Origin of the sequence: Sphaerospermopsis sp. FACHB-1094 (assembly GCF_014696195.1) — a bacterium.
GTDB lineage: Bacteria > Cyanobacteriota > Cyanobacteriia > Cyanobacteriales > Nostocaceae > Sphaerospermopsis > Sphaerospermopsis kisseleviana.
Window position 1 is genome coordinate 66,381 of sequence record NZ_JACJPT010000013.1, and the last position, 18,933, is coordinate 85,313.

An 18,933-nucleotide genomic window follows, 5' to 3' on the forward strand; every position below is an offset into this window, starting at 1 on the left:
ATGCCTCTCAAAATCAAAAATGAACTTGCCAGCATACCATATACTTTGACAGAAGTTATACCCAAATTTAATGATAGTCAATCTTGCTTTGAACTCTCTGATTCAAATGATTTTAAAATAGACGTTGACTATATTTTAACTCCATATCTTGATTATGTTCCTGAAGATTATTCATTATTTGTAATGAAATCATTGGAACTAAATAGAGAAAATGACATTTTTCAAGTGTATGATAAAGATGCTAATTTAAGAATTGGTTGGGTATTTCCTATTCAAGCTATTGTATCTAATAAACATGGATGTGCAAACAATAAGCATTTTTTAAAATATGCTTATGTTGCCTTTTACAAACTATTAATCAATAAGGAAGAATATGATCATTTTATTCCATCTTTTCAAAATGCCGACAATTATATGCTGACAGATTTTTATGGAGATGATATAATCATATTAATTTTATCTAATTCCCAAATTCAAAATATTGATAATTTTCATATTGATAACTACTTGACTTCCTTATATTCATATAGTTATTATTACTGTCAACCAACAGAGAATTTAAAACAGATTAATAATTGTCAACCAACAGAGGATTTAAAAGAAATCAGAAATAGAGCTAATTTACAATCTTTTGGTAATACTAGACTGATAATTCAGAGAAAGTCACAGTATTTACAAGGAGAGGCTTATCTTGATAGACTTTTCAAAAGTTTATTGAAAACTGAAGAAAATCCTTTAGTTAGATTTTACCTTCTTTACCAAGTAATTGAATTAGTTATAGAGATAATTTTTGAAAAAAGTTTTTCAGATATAATCAATAATTTTCAGAATAATGCAGATAAAAATATATATGAACTTAAAGAATCAATTACAAATATTTCTAGTGAAAAAGAAAGAATATCTAAATTAATAGCTGCTTTAGAAAAAAAATTTGATGCAGTTAGTAAAACAAATTTACATCTGCTTTGTAATCAATTACTTACAGCATTTAATAGTGATAACAAAAATAGTTTGCCTTTAGCTTTATACTCTGTCAGAAGTTTAATTGTTCATAAATTTAGAAATTTACCAGAGAAAGATTTACCAAAACTTGAACAAATTAATAGAGAATTTGAAAATATTGTAATTAAAATAATCTTAAATTTTGAAGAAATAAGTATTAAGTAGTAAGTAAGGTTGGGTTAAGGGATGTAGACGTGGATCAACTTGCCGTAAACTAACCCAACATACTAAAAATTGTGATGGGTTTCGCTGTCGCTCTACCCATCCTACAAACTGATTTGGTGTAATATATATAGTGTGAGCCTTGGGTACTCCTTGGAGCATAAAATTGGATGCGGTCTGCAAAACGTGAATAACGATAAATAGGCTTGCTTACAATTTAGAGTTCCCGACCCCAAGGTAAGAATTTTTTTAAATTGAATAACCGCTTTTTGAATTATGGGTGAATTTGTGGATGGTGCAGGTGCGATGTTAGAACCTATTATGTTACGCAGTACCAGCAAGCGGGATATTTTCGCTTGGAAGCGTGGGGAAACTACCGCAAGTGCGGGTGAGTTGATGGCGTTTAATGGGTTGACTGCGGAAGCGTTAACGAAGCGGGCTATTGAGTTGGTGCATTAATTAGAACGCAGATGTACGCAGATGAACGCGGATGATTTGGTGTTTATTGCGTACATTTGCAGTTTTGATTAAGGTATATATATGATTAGCTTAATAGATTAATCAAAAATAGCTAATCTTGTATTAGGAATAGAATAATTATTAAACATAAATTAATTATTAAATTTGATATTTTAAATTAAAATAATTAGAATATTAATATTCAGATATTCATGATTTAAAACAAGAAAACTGTATGAACGACTTTGAAAAACTTACGATCCTTATAGGCTCATATAAACTTGATCCATCTGATAAGTGTTATCACGAGATTGAAAACATAATGATTAGTTATCAAGCCAATACGCCTGATATAGTTAGAGAAAATATGGAACATAAATCTATACAAAAAATTATGGAAAATCCAACAACAATATCTGATGATATAGTTGAGAGTCTAATTGATGCGTTCAGTAATTTTATAAACTATCCAACAAATGCTAATGCTGATAGTTTTAAGCGTATAATGCAAGAATATAAAACAAGATTTAATGCTAACAATTAATACTATTATGTCATAATTTCTCAAGAGTCTTTATGTTCTGGACAATATGCTTTTTCTGCTGCCAGTTGTATCTTAATATTTAAAATTACAATTACAAGATCTATATCTGCTGATTGTTCAGCTGTAAGCTTACCTTGAGTGATTAGTTCTACACCAGCTAGAGATTGATTTTTCCATAGATGATTTTTCCGTATCTCTTCTTTATCTAAGCCTTTAGTTAATAATTTGCAGTATTCTATACCTTCTTGTCTGGCTTTATCCCAACCATATAGTTCATTAAAAATTTTCTTGTGTCTTGTATTTATTTCATTACTTTTGCTACTATTCAAAAGTTCATTGAGTCTATTATCAAATTCCGAATTTGGATTAGAACAGCCGTAGTTAATAATTAACAGTAATAGAATTAGATTAAAACGTTGGACATATTTAATCAGCATTTTTATCAGTAGAGCGACATAATTAATCCGCTTAAATTAACATATCTCTTATATGTAGTCAACAGTATTGTTGTTTAAGGATATAGTCAGAAAAGCTACTTATTCCAACGCAAATTAAAACTAACGCACTCCACAGGCTAATAATCACGAATAGTTTTTTCCACCAATGGCAGAAAATGACAAAAACCGCCATGATATAGAAAACAACATTCAGAAAATCACCTCATGAAAAGTATGAATATTTCCTTACCTGACACCATGCGAGCTTACGTAGAAGAACTGGTCGCGCAAGGTGGTTACAGCAGTGTCAGCGAATATTTTTGGGAATTAGTACGACAAGACCAAAAACTCCAAAGCAAATGAACAACTACAAACCCTGCTTTTAGAAAGTTTGAACTCTGGAGAAGCTACAGAAATGACTGCACAAGACTGGGAAGATATTCGTCAAGGTGTACGTTAGCAGTGATGTTTACAATCGAGAAAGCATATTCATCACAGATGTATCTACCAGTTTATAAGATATCTGTTTATTTACATATTTCATAATAGAATCCATAATTTCTTGTTGTAAAATTTCACATAATACTTGTTTATTACCTTCCTTTAGTTCTAATACTAACTCTTGAGTTTTCAAAGAGATATCTTTCATAGTATCTTCTTCAGGTAAAATTACAGGGGTTTTTAAAACATATTTAGCAGAATTATTAGCAGATGGATTAATAGATTTTAAACATACCCAAAAAACCGGAGAATTACAATAAGCTAATAGAAAATATAAATCAATAGAAGATTTAGGAAAAATTCCTACTATAGATTGGTCAAAAAGACTTTCTTCAATTAATGCTGCTGTAGGACGTTTAGATGTTACCATTGGAAAACCAATTCCTGTTTTAAAGTAGTAAGAAGAATTTTGAAACCTTGATTTTTTATTATTTTTATAATGTTGAATTGCTTCCAAACTCCAATCTACATACCATTGAGTAGGTTTAATAAAATGAAAACCACCACCTTTGAGAATAGGAATAAAATGTTTAACTCCTGCTATTCCCTGTAAAGGATGTTGTAATGTGGAAGGTGTAGATTCAATAGTATTAGAATCAACAAATAAATAATCGCTAGAACCTTTAACAGAAATTGATGCTTTACGCAAGAATATTTTATCATTTCCTGAATAAAAACCTGTTACACAGTCAGCAATATCAGCCATTTTAGTTACATAACTTGAGATTTGTGTAACAACTGAATCATGACGTGATATAGGAATCGATAAAGATTCACTCTTGAGAATATCTTTTTGTAGAATAGACTTGTAATTGTTTTGATTTAACGATAAATGTAAATCTGCAATTTTATCAATAAATCTGATAGCAAACGAGTGATTAGATTGTGGTTTTTGGGAATATATAGAAATAATACAAAGACCAGCATAACCAAAGGAAATACCAGGAAATAAAGATGAACGAAAAACATCTATACTTTCAATAGTAAAATCTTCTAGAAGATAACGCCTAATATTAATATGACTGTGAAGATATAAAAAAGTGTCAGGAATAATAAATACAAGTTGTCCTTTTTCTGCAAGCAATTTGAGACAACGTAGCAAAAAAATAGTATAAGTTTCTCGAATATAAAATCCTGGATATTTTCTTTTTAATTCTGTACGACGCTCATATTCTTGCCAACCTCCATAGGGAGGATTACCTAAAATTTTGGTAAATTTATGACCAAAAGATTCACATAGGTCTAAATCTGGGCAAAAAATTGTGTCACGCTCTCTTATCTCTACATTTTTAAATTGGCTAAACTTTAATCTGAGTTTTTTTGCATATTCAGGGTGTAATTCATAAGCAACAGATGATATATTTTTATTCGTTTGAAGTGCTGCTTCTAAAAGATGTCCTTCTCCAGCAGATGGTTCAAGTAGTTTATCATGATTGTCTAGTTTCAAAAGTGAAACCATATAAGAAGATAAAGATTGATCTGATGTAAAATAAGTTTGGTATTGATCTTTAGATTTTGTTTCTATTGCCATTGTAAATATCCCATTAAATTAGATTGCTGAAAATCACTAACTGTTTTTACTAATAAATCATTTTGCCAATCAATATTTAAGTTAATCCAATTTTGAATATCAAATCCAGTAAAATCTCCAATTTTTTGATATGCTTCATCACCACAATAAGCATCCCAAACATCAGAATTTTTTAAAATCCTAAAATAATTATTATTTAGATATTCCTTAGCACGAACAAGTAAAACATTATTATATTCATCCTCTAAATTGCGATAAATAGTTGCTACCATAAGCAGTCTGTTAGTATTTCCTTTCTCATTTGATCCAAATCCACTTTTAAAATCTATATTGAATTTTTTACCTTTAATAATAGCATGAAAATCTAGCTCAAGACTTATCTCACCAGAATCAACTAATAACCAAACTTTTTCATAGTAATTAATAAGTTCATTTCTCTGTGCTTCAGATATTGGCAAAGTATCAATATACTTTTTAATTTCACTTTTTAGATTTTTTCTCACTTCTGAAAAAAGAGGTGGTACAAAAGAAGCTAATTCTGCTGTTTTTGGTGGGTACAAAAATGGTAATCTCACAAAATCTTCCCAAAGTTCGCCAATTCTTCGAGAAAAATCCATATAGTCATAAGGTCTCACTTCATGACGTAAATCAAGCATTACTACATGAGCGCAATAAGTTGTAAAAAGAAGTGAAGAAATCTTATCTTGATCATTCCAGTTATTACAATCAGCATTTTCAATAATTGTATGTAAAAAATCATGTTTAGTTTTGTTGATTGCTTTATTTATATGAGAAGCTATTTTTTTAGGATATTTATTTCCAATTTCTCTTCTTATTTCAGCTAGTTTTTCATTTCCTAATTCCCTGAAATGTGCCAATAGTTTAGATTTGTTTTGTGTGTTGTTTATAGTTATTTCAAATGTCATAATTTTAATTTTGAGTAATGGATACAAATACTGAAAAAAAGTTACCACAAAACATACTAATTTTATCGAAACCGTAATATTATTTAATATAATGAAAAATATAATCTATAAAGTATTCATTGAGTTTAATACAACATCACCCAAACCACCCAACCATCACCAACCATCACGAATAGTTTTTTCTACCAATAACAGAACATGACAAAAACCGCCATAATATAAACAAGTAGATTTAATAAATCACATTATGAAAAGTATGAATATTTCCTTACCTGACACCATGCGCGATTATATAGAAAAGTAGCGCAAAGAGGTTACAGCAGCGAAGGGTGAATATTTTCGGGAATTAGTGCGACAAAACCAAAAACTCCAAAGCAAAATAACAACTACAAACCATGCTTTTAGAAGGTTTGAAATCTGGAAATACAACAGAAATGACAGCACAAGATTGGGAAGATATTCGTCAAGCAGTGCAAGGATAGAATAAAATTGATACTAGAATTATTAAAATTTAGCACCGGGAGCAAATTTGCATCAAGAGGACATAATTTATCAACAAATTATAGCAATTGCCAGAAGTTACGGAATATTTGATTGTATCCCCTGCGCTAGAGCAATCAAAGAATTTTTAATTAGACAAGGTATTCATGGCAAACATATTAAACTAGATACAAATTCTCAAGATCCCATTTATGGCAGAATTTATGATGATAGTATTGGAGAATTGATTGCTACTACTGGTCATCATGAAGGTGTTATAATTGAGATCAATGGGGTGGAAATTGTTGTTGATAACATCCACCATCAAGGAATTACGCGATTAGACTGGATACAGAATCTCTATTCACCTATGTTAGATGCAGGATTAGAGTTTCAAATCACAGAAACATACTTTTAACCTAGAAAATTAGGGAGTTAAATATGGATAATCTCTACAAATTACTGCAAAAAATTAAAAAAAGACCTGCAATGTATTTAGGTAAAAACTCTATTTTTAGCCTCCAATCTTTTTTAGACGGCTACTATTTTGCTCGTCGAGAAATTGGTATTCCCTTAACAGCAGAAGAAACCGAATTTCAAGATTTTTTACAATGGATAAGACAGAAATTTAATGTAGAAACAGGTCAATTATGGTCAAGTATTTTGCTTTTCCATTCAGCCGATGAAAAAAGCGCAGTAGATAGATTTTTTACCTTGTTTGAAGAATTTAGTCAACAACAGAAAAATCATGAAACAGCAAAAATTAATGAAGTAGCATCTTCAAGTTGATAATACCAATTATTTGGTACTTCAGCACTCAAATTATCACACATCCAACGATAGGAGTTTTCAATTTCTTGAAATGCAGTAGGTTGAATAATAACTTGATAATTCATGAGCGAGGAGGAATATTATATTTTGTTTGTAAGGTTGCCAAAGCTTGATCCGCAGGAATCCCTTCACCGCGCTCAAATTCATCTAATCCTTTACGAATACCTACTATTGTTTCTAAGTAATCTATTCTTTCTAACAATTCTTGATAGGAAACTGGGGGTTTTTGTGGTGCTGTTTTGAGTGATTGCAAAAAACCAAGCACATCTTCTAAAAGTTCGCTGGGTGTGTTGTCAATTTCTTGTAACAGTAATTCTTTGATAGTCATTACAGTTAATAAATCTGATTGATATTTTTATTATAGCAATTATTTTCATGTTTTATATGGATAAGTTAATTGTTTTTATTACAACTAAAGTAAGTAAGTTAGGTTGACACAAGAAAACCCAACATCACCCAAACCACCCAACCATCACCAACTATCAGGAATTATTAGGTTTTGGAGACAATAACCGAGCAATTCATGTAGTTTGTTCACCCAAAAACGAATATCTAGCAATTATCACCGCTTACATTCCCGAACCAACACAATGGTCATCTGATTTTAGGAGGAGAATTTAAAATGGAATGCTTATATTGTAAAGGTAAAATGCACCGAGGAACAGCCCCTTTTACTATTGATAGAAAAGGCTATCATATCTCTTGGGATGCCATTCCTGCATGGGTTTGTGAGCAGTGCGGTGAATCACTTTTTGAAGCTCGTGAAGTTGAATTAATTCAAGAAGCACTGACAGTTTTAGACCGAGAAACAGAAGTTTTAGTAAGTTCATAATTACGTTAGTTATTAGGTTGGGTTGACACAAATAAACCCAACATTACCCAAACTAACCAACCATTACTAAATAACATGAATTAAAAAGTTATAAACACTAAAAATATCAAAATCAGCTATACTACTAATAGTATTACCCTGGTTAGGATATGGCTAAAATCTCAATTTCATTGCCAGATGAACTACTAAATTACATTGACCAAAAAGTTGATAACCGTAGTGCATTAATTGAAAGTCTCTTGAAACAATGGCAAGAAAAACAACAAAATGAAGCACTAGCGGCAGCTTGCGCCTTGGTTGATGAATTAGAATTAGGTTGGGAAAGTGAATGGCAAAACATAGCGATTACCGAATGGGAAGCATCTGGATCGTAACATTTGACCCATCGGTAGGTACAGAAATTCAAAAAACTCGTCCAGCACTGATAATTTCTGGAACTTTGTTTAACAACCAACGCAGCAAAGTCACAGTTTTACCTTTTACTTCTGCAAAACCTAATAACCCCCGTATTTCACCAGCAGTAGTAGAAGTACCTGCATCAGCACAAAACGGACTTTCTGTAGATAGTCTTTTGATATGTGTTGAACCGATGACTTTTGATAAAGTTCGTTTAACGCAACAATTAGGAGAATTAGAAGCAGAATTATTAGAAAAAGCGCAAAATATTTTGCGGCGATACCTGAGTTTAAATAATAGTTAATTGTAGTAAGTAGGTTAGGTTGACGCAAGAAAACCCAACTATTAAATTAAAAAAAGACCTCCCAAAAAAACCGCTATGAAATTTCAAGTAATATTCACCTATGATTCAGAATACGAAGGTTACATTGCTGAAGTACCAGAACTTCCTGGTTGCGTCAGTCAAGGTAAAACCTTAGATGAAGCAATTACAAATATCAAAGATGCTATAAAAGGCTATCTTCATGTATTAGAAAAACATGGTAAACCCTATGTACCAAAAGAATCTCAATCTTTTGTAGGAGAAGTATTAGTATAAATGGGACGTTTATCAAATATCTCCGGTAAACAAGCAGTCAAAATCTTTGAAAAACTGGGCTATGTTGTAGACCATCAAACCGGAAGTCATATCATACTTTGGCACGAATCAAAACCTATTTTATCAGTTCCTAATCATAAAGAACTAGCACCAGGTTTATTGAGAAGTTTAATTAGACAAGCAGGAATTACCGTAGATGAATTTTTAGAATATAAGTAGACTAATATCTAGTGAGTAGGTTGGGTTAACGCAAGGAAACCCAACATCACCAGCTATATAGAACAGAAATAAGCATTATCTAAGCATCTGTTAAAATAGGAATAATAAAGTTAACAACAATAATTATGATTGAATTACAACAATTGCAAGAACGAACTTGACCCCTGGACTCAAAGTTTAATAGGTGTAATTAGCTTAGAATCAGAAAATACATTATTATAGTAATAACATAATTCAAAAACAGGCAGTAACTATGGATATCAAACTTGCAGAAATATCTCAAGAAATTAACAGCTTACCCGAAGAAGCACAAATCTTACTACTTGATTTTATTCAGATATTAAAAAAACGTTATCCACAACCAGGAAATCATCATCAAGAAAAAACCATCTATGAGAAATTTGATGAAATTGGATTAATTGGTTGTTGTGCTGTGGAAGAAAATTTATCAACCACCTATAAAGAAGTTTTATCTAATACACTACCAAATAAATATGATAATCGTTGATACAGGATTTTGGTTAGCTCTCATTGACCAAACAGACACCTACCATGAAAGAGCAAAACAGGCTTTAAAAAAATGCAATGAACCTTTAATTACAACATGGTATGTTGTCACAGAAACCTGTTATCTTTTCCTAACTCGCAAAGGATTTCAAGCACAAATTACTTTTTTAAACAGTCTGCAACAAGAATTATTTACAGTCTTTAATTTAGGACCTCACCATACTCCGCGAATTATTCAGCTAATGGAACAATATGCTAATTTACCAATGGATTTAGCTGATGCTTCCTTAGTAATTTTAGCATAATATTTAGGACATGGGCGCATTTTTTCAGTAGATCAACGGGACTTTAATACCTATCGTTGGAAGCAAAGTTATCCTTTTGAAAATTTGCTGTTTTGAGCTAATTTATAGTAAGATAGTGATGTTTGCAGTTTAAAAAAGATTTAATAACTAACTAGGTTTCTTAACCATGAGTTATAATCAAAAATAAAGTCATAAACATAAATTTACTATGACTATCCAAACCTTAGACAAAACCACCACAATTTGCGAACAGCGATTTCTTCTACCTGGTTATTACACCTGGAAGGAATTTGAAATCATAGAAACCTTAACCGCAGATGCTGGAAACTTGCGGATAACTTATCTTGATGGGTGCATAGAATTTATGACACTTGGTGAACAACACGAAAATATCAAAAAAATTATCGCTATTTTGATAGAAGCATATCTCTTTGAAACAGGGATAAACTTTATCCCAGTCGGTAGTGCTACTCGTCGCGCAAAAGAAAAGAATGCTTCCTTTGAACCTGATGAATCTTATTATATCGGAGAAAAAAAATCCAATCCAGATTTAGCAATTGAGGTGAATATTACCAGTGGTAGTATTGATAAACTGGAAAAATATAAAAGGTTTAATATTACCGAAGTCTGGTTTTGGGAAAATGATCAATTATCTCTCTATCATCTGAAAAATAATAACTATGAGCAAATTAATCAAAGTGAATTATTACCAGATTTAGATATAGATTTGTTAGTAAATTGTGTTTTCATGCCTTCCATTATTGATGCGAGAACAGAATTTATTAAAGGTCTTAAACAGTAGTTTGTAGTAGTTTTTAGGTTGGGTTGACGCAAGGAAACCCAACAATAATTATAATAATGATATAAACATCAAATCTCTTCCTCAGTTCCGGCGTAGTTTGAAAAGCACTTGCTAACCGCAAAGCAATATTAGGTGTTACACTTGCACGTTCATTCACAATTTCTGAAACCGTTTTGCGAGACACACCCAAAATATTAGCCAATTCTGTCACCGTCATATTTAAAGGTTATTTTTGCCTTCATGCTTTCATTGGGATGCTCCCCAGAAAATACCCGTCATCAACAGTATGAAGATTTCCTTGGGTTAGGGGTTTAGCATTTCTGAACCCTAATATTCTTATCATACTTACAACTGATGACAAAGGGGACACAAATCTGGTGAAATAAAAATAATGTTGTCATAATGTTGTCATAATGTTGTCTAAACTGTAATCATGACAGATCGTGTATTAATACTAGGTGGAAGGGGACGCATTGGTAGCGCAGTTGCTAATGATATTCTCAGCCACACCCAGGCAAATATTACCATCACTGGACGTTCCCCAGAGACGGGAAAGGGTGTCAGCTTGTCTTCGGGAGGAAGAGAGCAATTTCTGATTTTAGATTTGAGTGAGGTGGAAAAATTACAAGAGGCGATCGCCAACTCTCACCTCGTTATCCACTGTGCAGGACCATTTCACTATCGAGATACCCAAGTTTTAGAAATTTGCATTGATCAAGGTGTCAATTATCTTGATGTTAGTGATCACCGTTCCTACACCCAAAAAGCCCTAAAATTACATGAAAAAGCTGTTAATGCTGGTGTCACCGCAATTATTAACACGGGTATTTTCCCTGGTATTTCTAACAGTTTAGTCCGTCAAGGAATCGAACAATTTGATTTACCAGAAAAAATACATTTAAGTTATTTAGTATCTGGTTCTGGTGGTGCTGGTGTTACAGTCATGCGAACCACTTTTTTAGGTTTACAACATTCTTTTAATGCTTGGATTAATGGCAAATGGCAGTTAATTAAACCCTATACTGATAGGGAAGAAATAAATTTTTCCCTACCCTACAAACGCAATGGAGTTTACTGGTTTGATATGCCAGAAACTATCACCTTACCCCATTCTTTCCCCACTGTCAAAACTGTAATTACTAAATTTGGTTCAGTTCCTGATTTTTATAACCATCTCACTTGGATAACCGCCCATATTTTTCCTAAATGGTTAATACAGAAGAAAGAAACCATTGAATTTTTATCTCATGTTAGTCATCGCATGACCGATTTTACTAATATCTTTACTGGAATTGGTGTAGCAGTACGCGCAGAAGTCACAGGAAAAAAAGATAGTAAAACAGCAGCTTATGTTTCTACATTAATCCATGAAAATACAGCCATTGCTTCTGGTTTAGGTACTGGTAGTATTGCCAAATTATTATTAGAAGGTAAATTGAAACACCCCGGAGTTTTACCTGTAGAAGCAGCATTAACTACAGATTTATTTAAACAAATAATGGAAGAAAGAAAAATACAAATTGGTTCTCATTGGGTAACAATACATAGGAGAGAATAGGAAGGATCAGGTAACAGAGGAGATGACGGAGATGGGGAGATAAATTAAGTCAAAAGTCAACATTAATAACTTCTGAATCCTGAATTCTGACTCCTGATATTAAAACTATTCAAACTCATCAATATAAATAGGTAGAAATAACCTCAAGATAGATTTTTTATACATATTTGGCATTTATGGTTATATTTGTTAATCTAGTAAGAAATCATTTTTAATCTTTTGTATTATGCCCAGCTTACCTACTCTGACAACTCCCCAATTTATCCAACGCTTCCAATGGTTATTCAACCCTTGGGGATTTATGGAAAAAAATGCCAAAGATTATGGTGATTTTTTCCAGACATATATTCTTGGTAAAGAACCAATTATATTTATTAGTCATCCCCAAGCAATTCAAGAACTTTTTGCAGCTTCTCTAGAAAAATTAGATGCTAGAGGTTCACAACTTTTAAAATCTTTTTTGGGTGAAAAATCTTTATTGTTGCTGAGTGGAACAGAACACCAACGTCAACGGCGATTATTAACACCACCATTTTATGGCGATCGCATGAAAGCCTATGGTAAAACTATCACTGATATTACCAAAGAAGTGATCAACAAATGGCAAATAGGTACACCATTTTCTGTCAGAGAATCAATCCAAGAAATTTCTCTAAAAGTTATTTTACATACAGTATTTGGCATCTGTGAAGGAGAAAGATTTAGAGAATTAGAAAAGCTGCTTTGTTCACTTTTGAATTTCGGTGATACTCCCCTACGAGCAGCCGTTAATTTTTTCCCAGCACTACAAGTAGATTTAGGAGAATGGAGTCCCTGGGGTTATTTTTTACGACAAAGGGAAAAAATTGATCAATTATTATATGCAGAAATTCAAGAACGCAGAGATCATCCTGATCCAAATCGAACTGATATTCTTTCTTTGATGATGTCAGCGCGAGATGAAAATGGTGAAGCCATGACCGATGTAGAATTGCGAGATGAATTAATGACTTTGTTAGTAGCAGGTCATGAAACCACAGCTTCCGCAATTACATGGGCATTATATTGGATTCATCATTTACCAGAAGTGCGAGAAAACCTGTTACAAGAGTTAAATAACATAGATGAAAATACAGATAAAAACGAAATTTTTCGCCTACCTTATTTAACTGCAGTTTGTAACGAAACTCTCCGCATTTATCCCATTGCCATGATTACCTTACCGAGAATTGTTAAATCACCAATAGAAATCATGGGTTATGAATTTCCCCCAGGTTCATGGTTAGTAGGCTGCATATATTCAACCCATCGCCGCCCAGATTTATATCCCGAACCAGAGAAATTTAAACCAGAAAGATTTTTAGAAAAACAATTTGCACCCTATGAATATTTACCCTTTGGTGGTGGAAATCGTAAATGTTTAGGAATGTCATTTGCACTATTTGAAATGAAGCTAGTTTTAGCCACAATTCTTTCACAATTAGATTTTCAATTAGTGAACAACATTCCTGTTAAACCCGTGCGTCGTGGTGTCACCTCAGCCCCTTCTGGTGGTAAATGGTTAGTGGCAAAAGGAAAAAGAGAAAGGGTAAAAACTACTGCGGGAGTTTAGTTATATTGGTAATTGGTAATTGGTAATTGGTAATTGGTAATTGGTAATTGGTAATTGGTAATTGGTAATTGGTAATTGGTAATTGGAAAAAATAAAATTGATTACCCAGTCACCAGTCACCAGTCACCAGTCACCAGTCACCAGTCACCAGTCACCAGTCACCAGTCACCAGTCACCAGTCACCAGTCACCAGTCACCAATTTACTTACCAATATTCGGCTTAAATTTTAAATAAGTACCTCCCAATCCTTCAACAATACTGCGGGTATTTGCATCTATCATTTTTTGATAGGTTTCTCCATCACTACCAGGTTTACCTAGTCCATCAATATAAAGTTGTCTATCAAAAAGTTTCACATTTGCTTTACTGGTAATAGGTTGAAGTGACATAAGATTAATTGTTGTATCTGCAAAAACTGTTGGTGCTTTTGTTTTTTGAATATATTGGGCTAAATTTTTCACTTTTGTATCTGTTAAATTATCTTCATTCCTAATATCTGCTAAACTACCTTTATAGGGAAAACCATAAGCTTTGACATAATAAATCATGGCTTCGTGGGTTGTTAGCAATTTGCGATTTTTATCAGGAATAGTGTCAAGTGTGGACTGAACCCAGTTGTTTAGTTTGTTTAATTCTTGGGTTAATTTACTGGTATTGCTACTATATTCTTTTCGATGTTGAGGTAATATTTTACTTAAATTACTATTAACTACTTCTGCCATTTTAATAGTATTTTTCACATCATGCCAAATATGTGGTTCAGTGAAACTTTTAGCATTTTTACGTAATCTTTCAGGTGTGGTGACAGCACGTTGAGCAACTGCTATTTTGGGTGCATTATTTTGAGCATTTTGAATAACTTTAATTAAAATTGGTTCAAAATTATAACCATGATATAAAATAAGTTTAGCTTGTTCAATGGCTTGAATATCTTCTGATGTCGGTTCATAAATACTCGGATTTAAACCAGGAGGAATTAAACAAGTCAAGTTTATTGTTTCTCCCGCAACTTGTTTAGTTAAATCACATAATACACTGGTAGTTGCCACTACTTGAGGAAGATTTTTGTTAATATTTTGCGTCTGATTATACTGAATATATCTGGTATTGAAATTGCGATTGTTGCAACCAGAAAATCCCAGGGAAATCACCAATAAGGCAATATTTAATAAATTCTTGTATATGATTTTTTTTGTCATAAATAACTGCTATTTCTAAATTAAATTTAAATCAAAAAATAGGGAGCATTCCAAATGTGTAAATTTATGTTGATCTAACGAAATAAAACGCTCCCAGATCCTGATATGATTGAACCACAAAGGGCGCAAAGGACACAAAGGTAAGAGGTTTTAAGAGATTTTTTAGTGTTGCTGGGGTTATTTTTTCAAAGTTGGGATGCTCCAAAAAATATTGTGGTGTTTTAAGAGCTAAATTAATCAAGTAGTAAAGGCACAGAAATGAGTAATACTGTGCCGGAATTTGGTTTCATAATTGCTAACTTGATTAAAAGTCAGCACTAGGTAATTTACCTTGCAACTTATGAAAATTAGATTGAACACAAGCACTACAACTGCAACCAATATTATTTAAAATTTGCTGGTTTTGTTGTTTGAAAATGGGTTTTGTTAATTCGGGAATTGGTTGTACAGATGCCGCTACAATCTGATCAGAAGTAGCTACAGTCTTCCATCTAGTAGATGCTTGTGCTGGACTTACTAGCAAAAACAAAGATGCTAAAAACAGATGACAAGCCAGAAAAATCAGTTTAGTTATGTTTTTAGTTATGTTCATAGTTCACCCTTAAAGGCTGCTGATACAGCATAACCAATTATTCAACATTAGTCATTAGTTTTTGACCAAATTAGTAGCTCTCCTTGTTCCCCACCAGCGGCTAAAAATTTACCTTGGGGATGCCAAGCTAAAGTAGAAAAACCACCACGTACACCTGTGAGAATTTGCGATACTTCAAAATTCTCGTTCCATAAACATAACCACCCATCAGCACCAGCAGAAGCAAGTATATAACTTTGGGGTGCATAGGCGATCGCATTAATTATATCCACATGATTGGTTAAAATTCGCGCTTCCCAACCTAAAGATTCATCCGCTGATTTTTCCCAAACTACCACACCTTCCACACTGGAAGCAGCTAAAAGCGGCGCACCTGTAGCAGTTGTAATTTCTGACCAAGCTAACTGACGAATTTTACCTGGAAAACCACGCATAACCCAAGGATCAGGATTTTCCCATTCTAAAACGGTGACGCTACGATCCATATTTCCTGACGCTAAATATTTACCATTAGGTGACCAAGCCATTGCTACACTAACTGTACCCATAGCTAAAATATACGGTTCATCATCCCAATCTTCACTATTCCAAATTTTCACTCCTTTATAACCACTAATAGCTAAATATTTTCCATCTTTACGCCAATCAATTCCTAAAATTGATGAATTTTCAAAGTTAAGAGTGACAACAATTTCTTCTGTTTCTACATCCCAAACTTGCACATAACGCCCTAAACTAAAAGCTAATAGATTATTAGTATGATTCCAAGCTAATTTATCAACCCAAGCAGGGGCATTTTCTAAGGTTTTAATTAATTGATTTTCTCGCCAAATCTTTACTTTTCCATCTTGTCCACCCACGGCTAAATATTTACCATCAGAGGAAAAAGCTACACAGTCTATTGATTTACCTGTAGTTGTTTGTAAGTGAGTAATTTCGCAATTTTCCCAGATTAAAACTTCTCCCGCAGCAGATATTACAGCCAGTTTTTCACCTGTGGATGACCAATTTAGAGAGGTGATATAATCTGCAAAATGACCTGAATAGTAGGTTGTAAATTGTTGAGGTTTGTTAGTTGTAAAATTCATATATTAGGTAATTGGTGACTGGTGATTGGTGATTGGGAAAAGTCTTTTTCTCACCATCTCTATTATCAGGGTTTAGCACTGCTAAACCCCTACGAATCCTGACTTTCTACAAATCCTGACTTTCTAAACAATACAAGCCAGAAAATCTTGTTTTAACTTGGCTTCATCTAAATTACGTCCAATAAAAACAAGTTCATTTTTTCTGGTTTCATTCTCTTTCCAAGGTCTATCTGCTTTACCATCAAAAATCATGTGTACACCTTGGAAAACAAAGCGGTTATCTTCACCAGCAATGTTTAAAATGCCTTTCATGCGGAAAATATCAGTTCCTTTGGTGCTAAGTAATTCTGACATCCAAGCATTTAATTTTTCCCCATCTATTGCACCTGATTCTACTAAAGCTATAGAATAAACACTTTCATCATGTTCATGGGCATCTTCACCTAAGAAGTTAGGATCAATTTCTAAAGCGCGTTCTAAATCAAAGGCATTTACCCCCAATAAAGCATCCATTGATAATTCAGAATTTCGGGTGCGGTAAATTTTCGCCATTGCATTCATTGAACGAATGCGTTTTTCTAATTCCTCTAAAATTTCTGGTGTGACTAAATCAGTTTTATTTAATAAAATCACATCAGCAAAAGCAATTTGTTCTTGGGCTTCGTCTGCTTCCCAATGTTGCCAAATATGTTTGGCATCTACCACTGTAACTACTGCATCTAGTGATAGTTGACTCTGCATATCTTCATCAACAAAGAATGTCTGAATCACAGGTGCAGGATCGGCTAATCCGGTGGTTTCAATTACTAAATGATCAAATTTATCCCGGCGTTTCATCAAATTACCAATGATGCGGATTAAATCACCACGCACTGTACAACAAATACAGCCATTGTTCATTTCAAATATTTCTTCATCTGCATCAATTACTAATTGATTATCAATGCCTACTTCCCCAAATTCATTGACGATAACTGCTACTTTTTTACCATGTTGGTAGGTGAGAATATGGTTGAGGAGGGTAGTTTTTCCCGCACCTAAATAGCCAGTTAAAACGGTTACGGGTACGGTATTTGCTATTTCTGAAGTCATCATAATTTTAAGGCAATTTTTAGATAATTTGATGATTGGTTCGTTGGCTATCAACAGTTAGGAGTCAGCTTTTTAACACTTATGTCAAAAATTCTTGTTTGCCATCTAGCAGTTAACCCAAATATTCTGACTCCTGACTCCTGACAGTCATTGAGAATCATTCTCTGTTTAACACATATTGGTTAAAAATGGCAGTATTGCATCAAAAACAATTGCTGGATATTCCTCATGAAGTCCCAAAGTACCAGGAATAATCACGCTGGTAATTTTTGGTAACTTTGCTAAAGCGTCCATTTCTTGCCGTGATTTTGGTGGACTAGACGCGCCTATAAATGCAATGATGGGAACGTTTACGGACTCAACCAAGGATAAAAATTCCGCTTGACTGTGAATAGTATCAATGTTGCCAGTGACAAAGGCCGCAGATGCAAATCTGGCATTTGGTTGTTGGGTGGTTTGCCATTTTTCGGCGATAAATTCGGGTGTAAGTTTAGTTGTATCAGTGAAAACGTGACGGCGATACATCCAACTTAAAAAGGATGGGGTAGTGTTTAGCTTGTAGAGTGCTTGACCGAAAATAGGCGATCGCACCATCCCCCGCACCATAGCAGCTATATTGGCATTTGCCCCCATTGTTGGCAAGGGTCCGCGCCAAGTCGGTGCTAACAAGACAATTTTAGAAATAGCTTCTGGTTGTTTAAATGCCAGCTTTAATACATAACCAGTAGCATGACCAGCAGCAACCACAATAATTGGAGTATTAAAAACAGATTTCACAAAATCTGCTAAAAATTGCTCATATATGGCGGGATTGTAATCTAAACTCAAGCGTGAACTTTCACCAAAACCCGGCCAGTCAATAGCAGTAACCTGAAAATGGGTAGAGAGTAACTTGGCAAGTTCTCCCACTTCTCCCCGTGTGGAAACGCTACTAAAAGCAGGAAGTAATAAAAGTGGTGAACCCTCCCCTATGGTTTCATAAACCACCCGCAACGGCTGATTTTGCCAATTCCAGGGAAATTCTTTAACTTCACCAGCAAATACACCAGTAGTAGATAAAGTCGTCATTGGTGATTGGTAATTGGTAATTGGTAATTGGTAATTGGTTATTTTCTCCGATACAAAAAAGCTAACTAATGCTAACAAAAGTTGGCTTTTTCTTCCTGTTTCACCCTAGCAGTGTCGGCACTATCTAGTCCACAGGCTAACACGATCAATCTGACCGCTTCTTGTTTTAAATTAATCGCAGCGTTTAAATCTCTGTCAATCTCAAAGCCACA

Annotated in this window: 26 protein-coding genes and 1 pseudogene; 17 read left to right on the plus strand and 10 right to left on the minus strand. The window is 33.5% G+C overall.

Annotated elements, in window-relative coordinates; all coding sequences use genetic code 11:
- The 3 genes from H6F47_RS06080 (at position 1) to H6F47_RS06090 (ending at position 2,167) form a co-directional block, all read left to right on the plus strand.
- Complete coding sequence (locus H6F47_RS06080) at positions 1 to 1,167, plus strand: hypothetical protein (RefSeq protein ID WP_137666341.1); 1,167 nt, start codon at positions 1 to 3, stop codon at positions 1,165 to 1,167.
- Positions 1,168 to 1,440: 273 nt separating this feature from the next.
- Positions 1,441 to 1,623 carry a hypothetical protein gene (locus H6F47_RS06085; protein ID WP_190648088.1) on the plus strand — a complete coding sequence of 61 codons (183 nt, stop codon included), beginning with the start codon at positions 1,441 to 1,443 and terminating at the stop codon, positions 1,621 to 1,623.
- A gap of 235 nt (positions 1,624 to 1,858) precedes the next feature.
- On the plus strand, positions 1,859 to 2,167 hold the full coding sequence (locus tag H6F47_RS06090; RefSeq protein ID WP_190648059.1) for a hypothetical protein: 309 nt from the start codon (positions 1,859 to 1,861) through the stop codon (positions 2,165 to 2,167).
- A gap of 20 nt (positions 2,168 to 2,187) precedes the next feature.
- Here the strand turns inward: H6F47_RS06090 and H6F47_RS06095 are convergent, their stop codons facing one another.
- A complete protein-coding gene (locus tag H6F47_RS06095) occupies positions 2,188 to 2,604 on the minus strand; it encodes a hypothetical protein (RefSeq protein ID WP_190648060.1) in 417 nt (138 codons plus the stop codon).
- 225 nt (positions 2,605 to 2,829) lie between these two features.
- Here H6F47_RS06095 and H6F47_RS06100 point away from each other — a divergent pair.
- Positions 2,830 to 3,064, plus strand: a pseudogene (locus H6F47_RS06100) (type II toxin-antitoxin system ParD family antitoxin).
- A gap of 9 nt (positions 3,065 to 3,073) precedes the next feature.
- Here H6F47_RS06100 and H6F47_RS06105 read toward each other — a convergent pair.
- Together H6F47_RS06105 and H6F47_RS06110 are read right to left on the minus strand one after the other, a co-directional pair.
- Entirely contained in the window at positions 3,074 to 4,636 is a 1,563-nt protein-coding gene (locus H6F47_RS06105) for an N-6 DNA methylase (RefSeq protein WP_190648063.1), read from the minus strand.
- Positions 4,627 to 5,562 carry a hypothetical protein gene (locus tag H6F47_RS06110; RefSeq protein ID WP_190648065.1) on the minus strand — a complete coding sequence of 312 codons (936 nt, stop codon included), beginning with the start codon at positions 5,560 to 5,562 and terminating at the stop codon, positions 4,627 to 4,629. Before H6F47_RS06110 ends, H6F47_RS06105 begins: the two co-directional genes overlap by 10 nt.
- A 529-nt stretch (positions 5,563 to 6,091) precedes the next feature.
- Between H6F47_RS06110 and H6F47_RS06115 the strand changes: the two genes are divergently transcribed.
- Both H6F47_RS06115 and H6F47_RS06120 read left to right on the plus strand, forming a co-directional pair.
- Positions 6,092 to 6,460 (plus strand): papain fold toxin domain-containing protein, encoded by a 369-nt coding sequence (locus tag H6F47_RS06115; protein ID WP_190648067.1) that lies wholly within the window; start codon positions 6,092 to 6,094, stop codon positions 6,458 to 6,460.
- Positions 6,461 to 6,483: 23 nt separating this feature from the next.
- Entirely contained in the window at positions 6,484 to 6,831 is a 348-nt protein-coding gene (locus tag H6F47_RS06120) for a hypothetical protein (protein ID WP_096565593.1), read from the plus strand.
- A 103-nt stretch (positions 6,832 to 6,934) separates the two neighbouring features.
- Here the strand turns inward: H6F47_RS06120 and H6F47_RS06125 are convergent, their stop codons facing one another.
- Positions 6,935 to 7,201, minus strand: coding sequence for a prevent-host-death family protein (locus H6F47_RS06125; protein ID WP_190347074.1), 267 nt, complete (start codon positions 7,199 to 7,201; stop codon positions 6,935 to 6,937).
- Positions 7,202 to 7,495: 294 nt separating this feature from the next.
- Here H6F47_RS06125 and H6F47_RS06135 point away from each other — a divergent pair, with 294 nt between their 5' ends.
- The 8 genes from H6F47_RS06135 to H6F47_RS06170 all read left to right on the plus strand — a co-directional run bounded on the left by H6F47_RS06135 (position 7,496) and on the right by H6F47_RS06170 (position 10,532).
- The gene (locus H6F47_RS06135; RefSeq protein ID WP_096565597.1) at positions 7,496 to 7,705 is read left to right on the plus strand and encodes a YgiT-type zinc finger protein; all 210 of its coding nucleotides are present in this window, start codon (positions 7,496 to 7,498) and stop codon (positions 7,703 to 7,705) included.
- Positions 7,706 to 7,854: 149 nt separating this feature from the next.
- Entirely contained in the window at positions 7,855 to 8,079 is a 225-nt protein-coding gene (locus H6F47_RS06140; protein ID WP_137669292.1) for a ribbon-helix-helix domain-containing protein, read from the plus strand.
- The gene (locus H6F47_RS06145) at positions 8,058 to 8,405 is read left to right on the plus strand and encodes a type II toxin-antitoxin system PemK/MazF family toxin (protein ID WP_137669293.1); all 348 of its coding nucleotides are present in this window, start codon (positions 8,058 to 8,060) and stop codon (positions 8,403 to 8,405) included. The genes H6F47_RS06140 and H6F47_RS06145 overlap by 22 nt, the downstream gene beginning before the upstream one ends.
- A 75-nt stretch (positions 8,406 to 8,480) precedes the next feature.
- Positions 8,481 to 8,699, plus strand: a complete 219-nt coding sequence (locus H6F47_RS06150; RefSeq protein WP_137669294.1) for a type II toxin-antitoxin system HicB family antitoxin — start codon at positions 8,481 to 8,483, stop codon at positions 8,697 to 8,699.
- Complete coding sequence (locus H6F47_RS06155) at positions 8,700 to 8,918, plus strand: type II toxin-antitoxin system HicA family toxin (protein ID WP_187040664.1); 219 nt, start codon at positions 8,700 to 8,702, stop codon at positions 8,916 to 8,918. It begins immediately after the preceding gene.
- Positions 8,919 to 9,171: 253 nt separating this feature from the next.
- Positions 9,172 to 9,426, plus strand: a complete 255-nt coding sequence (locus H6F47_RS06160) for a DUF2281 domain-containing protein (RefSeq protein WP_190347080.1) — start codon at positions 9,172 to 9,174, stop codon at positions 9,424 to 9,426.
- A complete protein-coding gene (locus H6F47_RS06165; protein ID WP_242027343.1) occupies positions 9,413 to 9,730 on the plus strand; it encodes a PIN domain-containing protein in 318 nt (105 codons plus the stop codon). The genes H6F47_RS06160 and H6F47_RS06165 overlap by 14 nt, the downstream gene beginning before the upstream one ends.
- A 208-nt stretch (positions 9,731 to 9,938) precedes the next feature.
- Positions 9,939 to 10,532, plus strand: coding sequence for a Uma2 family endonuclease (locus H6F47_RS06170; RefSeq protein WP_137669337.1), 594 nt, complete (start codon positions 9,939 to 9,941; stop codon positions 10,530 to 10,532).
- 13 nt (positions 10,533 to 10,545) lie between these two features.
- On the opposite strand, the gene H6F47_RS06175 is transcribed toward H6F47_RS06170, so the two are convergent.
- Entirely contained in the window at positions 10,546 to 10,749 is a 204-nt protein-coding gene (locus H6F47_RS06175) for a HigA family addiction module antitoxin (protein ID WP_137669338.1), read from the minus strand.
- Between the two features lie 216 nt (positions 10,750 to 10,965).
- Here H6F47_RS06175 and H6F47_RS06180 point away from each other — a divergent pair, with 216 nt between their 5' ends.
- The 3 genes from H6F47_RS06180 (at position 10,966) to H6F47_RS06190 (ending at position 13,912) form a co-directional block, all read left to right on the plus strand.
- Complete coding sequence (locus H6F47_RS06180) at positions 10,966 to 12,090, plus strand: saccharopine dehydrogenase NADP-binding domain-containing protein (protein ID WP_137669339.1); 1,125 nt, start codon at positions 10,966 to 10,968, stop codon at positions 12,088 to 12,090.
- Between the two features lie 226 nt (positions 12,091 to 12,316).
- On the plus strand, positions 12,317 to 13,681 hold the full coding sequence (locus H6F47_RS06185) for a cytochrome P450 (protein ID WP_096565601.1): 1,365 nt from the start codon (positions 12,317 to 12,319) through the stop codon (positions 13,679 to 13,681).
- A 75-nt stretch (positions 13,682 to 13,756) separates the two neighbouring features.
- Complete coding sequence (locus H6F47_RS06190; protein ID WP_190648069.1) at positions 13,757 to 13,912, plus strand: hypothetical protein; 156 nt, start codon at positions 13,757 to 13,759, stop codon at positions 13,910 to 13,912.
- Here H6F47_RS06190 and H6F47_RS06195 read toward each other — a convergent pair.
- From H6F47_RS06195 to H6F47_RS06215, 5 genes are all read right to left on the minus strand, one after another.
- Complete coding sequence (locus H6F47_RS06195) at positions 13,883 to 14,881, minus strand: zinc ABC transporter substrate-binding protein (protein WP_190648071.1); 999 nt, start codon at positions 14,879 to 14,881, stop codon at positions 13,883 to 13,885. The two genes, H6F47_RS06190 and H6F47_RS06195, sit on opposite strands and share 30 nt — an antisense overlap.
- 304 nt (positions 14,882 to 15,185) lie before the next feature.
- Positions 15,186 to 15,473, minus strand: a complete 288-nt coding sequence (locus H6F47_RS06200; RefSeq protein WP_096565605.1) for a hypothetical protein — start codon at positions 15,471 to 15,473, stop codon at positions 15,186 to 15,188.
- A 47-nt stretch (positions 15,474 to 15,520) separates the two neighbouring features.
- Complete coding sequence (locus H6F47_RS06205; RefSeq protein WP_190648073.1) at positions 15,521 to 16,561, minus strand: WD40 repeat domain-containing protein; 1,041 nt, start codon at positions 16,559 to 16,561, stop codon at positions 15,521 to 15,523.
- Between the two features lie 123 nt (positions 16,562 to 16,684).
- On the minus strand, positions 16,685 to 17,656 hold the full coding sequence (locus tag H6F47_RS06210; protein ID WP_096565609.1) for a GTP-binding protein: 972 nt from the start codon (positions 17,654 to 17,656) through the stop codon (positions 16,685 to 16,687).
- Positions 17,657 to 17,821: 165 nt separating this feature from the next.
- Positions 17,822 to 18,721, minus strand: coding sequence for an alpha/beta hydrolase (locus H6F47_RS06215; protein ID WP_137669226.1), 900 nt, complete (start codon positions 18,719 to 18,721; stop codon positions 17,822 to 17,824).
- Between the last annotated feature and the right edge of the window lie 212 nt (positions 18,722 to 18,933).

Coding starts and splice junctions, on each gene's coding strand:
- H6F47_RS06095 (WP_190648060.1), bottom strand. CDS start 2,604: ATGCTGATTAAATATGTCCAACGTTTTAATCTAATTCTATTACTGTTA.
- H6F47_RS06155 (WP_187040664.1), top strand. CDS start 8,700: ATGGGACGTTTATCAAATATCTCCGGTAAACAAGCAGTCAAAATCTTT.
- H6F47_RS06200 (WP_096565605.1), bottom strand. CDS start 15,473: ATGAACATAACTAAAAACATAACTAAACTGATTTTTCTGGCTTGTCAT.
- H6F47_RS06215 (WP_137669226.1), bottom strand. CDS start 18,721: ATGACGACTTTATCTACTACTGGTGTATTTGCTGGTGAAGTTAAAGAA.
- H6F47_RS06195 (WP_190648071.1), bottom strand. CDS start 14,881: ATGACAAAAAAAATCATATACAAGAATTTATTAAATATTGCCTTATTG.
- H6F47_RS06205 (WP_190648073.1), bottom strand. CDS start 16,561: ATGAATTTTACAACTAACAAACCTCAACAATTTACAACCTACTATTCA.
- H6F47_RS06135 (WP_096565597.1), top strand. CDS start 7,496: ATGGAATGCTTATATTGTAAAGGTAAAATGCACCGAGGAACAGCCCCT.
- H6F47_RS06085 (WP_190648088.1), top strand. CDS start 1,441: ATGGGTGAATTTGTGGATGGTGCAGGTGCGATGTTAGAACCTATTATG.
- H6F47_RS06120 (WP_096565593.1), top strand. CDS start 6,484: ATGGATAATCTCTACAAATTACTGCAAAAAATTAAAAAAAGACCTGCA.
- H6F47_RS06080 (WP_137666341.1), top strand. CDS start 1: ATGCCTCTCAAAATCAAAAATGAACTTGCCAGCATACCATATACTTTG.
- H6F47_RS06210 (WP_096565609.1), bottom strand. CDS start 17,656: ATGATGACTTCAGAAATAGCAAATACCGTACCCGTAACCGTTTTAACT.
- H6F47_RS06185 (WP_096565601.1), top strand. CDS start 12,317: ATGCCCAGCTTACCTACTCTGACAACTCCCCAATTTATCCAACGCTTC.
- H6F47_RS06175 (WP_137669338.1), bottom strand. CDS start 10,749: ATGACGGTGACAGAATTGGCTAATATTTTGGGTGTGTCTCGCAAAACG.
- H6F47_RS06150 (WP_137669294.1), top strand. CDS start 8,481: ATGAAATTTCAAGTAATATTCACCTATGATTCAGAATACGAAGGTTAC.
- H6F47_RS06165 (WP_242027343.1), top strand. CDS start 9,413: ATGATAATCGTTGATACAGGATTTTGGTTAGCTCTCATTGACCAAACA.
- H6F47_RS06180 (WP_137669339.1), top strand. CDS start 10,966: ATGACAGATCGTGTATTAATACTAGGTGGAAGGGGACGCATTGGTAGC.
- H6F47_RS06105 (WP_190648063.1), bottom strand. CDS start 4,636: ATGGCAATAGAAACAAAATCTAAAGATCAATACCAAACTTATTTTACA.
- H6F47_RS06160 (WP_190347080.1), top strand. CDS start 9,172: ATGGATATCAAACTTGCAGAAATATCTCAAGAAATTAACAGCTTACCC.
- H6F47_RS06140 (WP_137669292.1), top strand. CDS start 7,855: ATGGCTAAAATCTCAATTTCATTGCCAGATGAACTACTAAATTACATT.
- H6F47_RS06110 (WP_190648065.1), bottom strand. CDS start 5,562: ATGACATTTGAAATAACTATAAACAACACACAAAACAAATCTAAACTA.
- H6F47_RS06090 (WP_190648059.1), top strand. CDS start 1,859: ATGAACGACTTTGAAAAACTTACGATCCTTATAGGCTCATATAAACTT.
- H6F47_RS06145 (WP_137669293.1), top strand. CDS start 8,058: ATGGGAAGCATCTGGATCGTAACATTTGACCCATCGGTAGGTACAGAA.
- H6F47_RS06125 (WP_190347074.1), bottom strand. CDS start 7,201: ATGACTATCAAAGAATTACTGTTACAAGAAATTGACAACACACCCAGC.
- H6F47_RS06170 (WP_137669337.1), top strand. CDS start 9,939: ATGACTATCCAAACCTTAGACAAAACCACCACAATTTGCGAACAGCGA.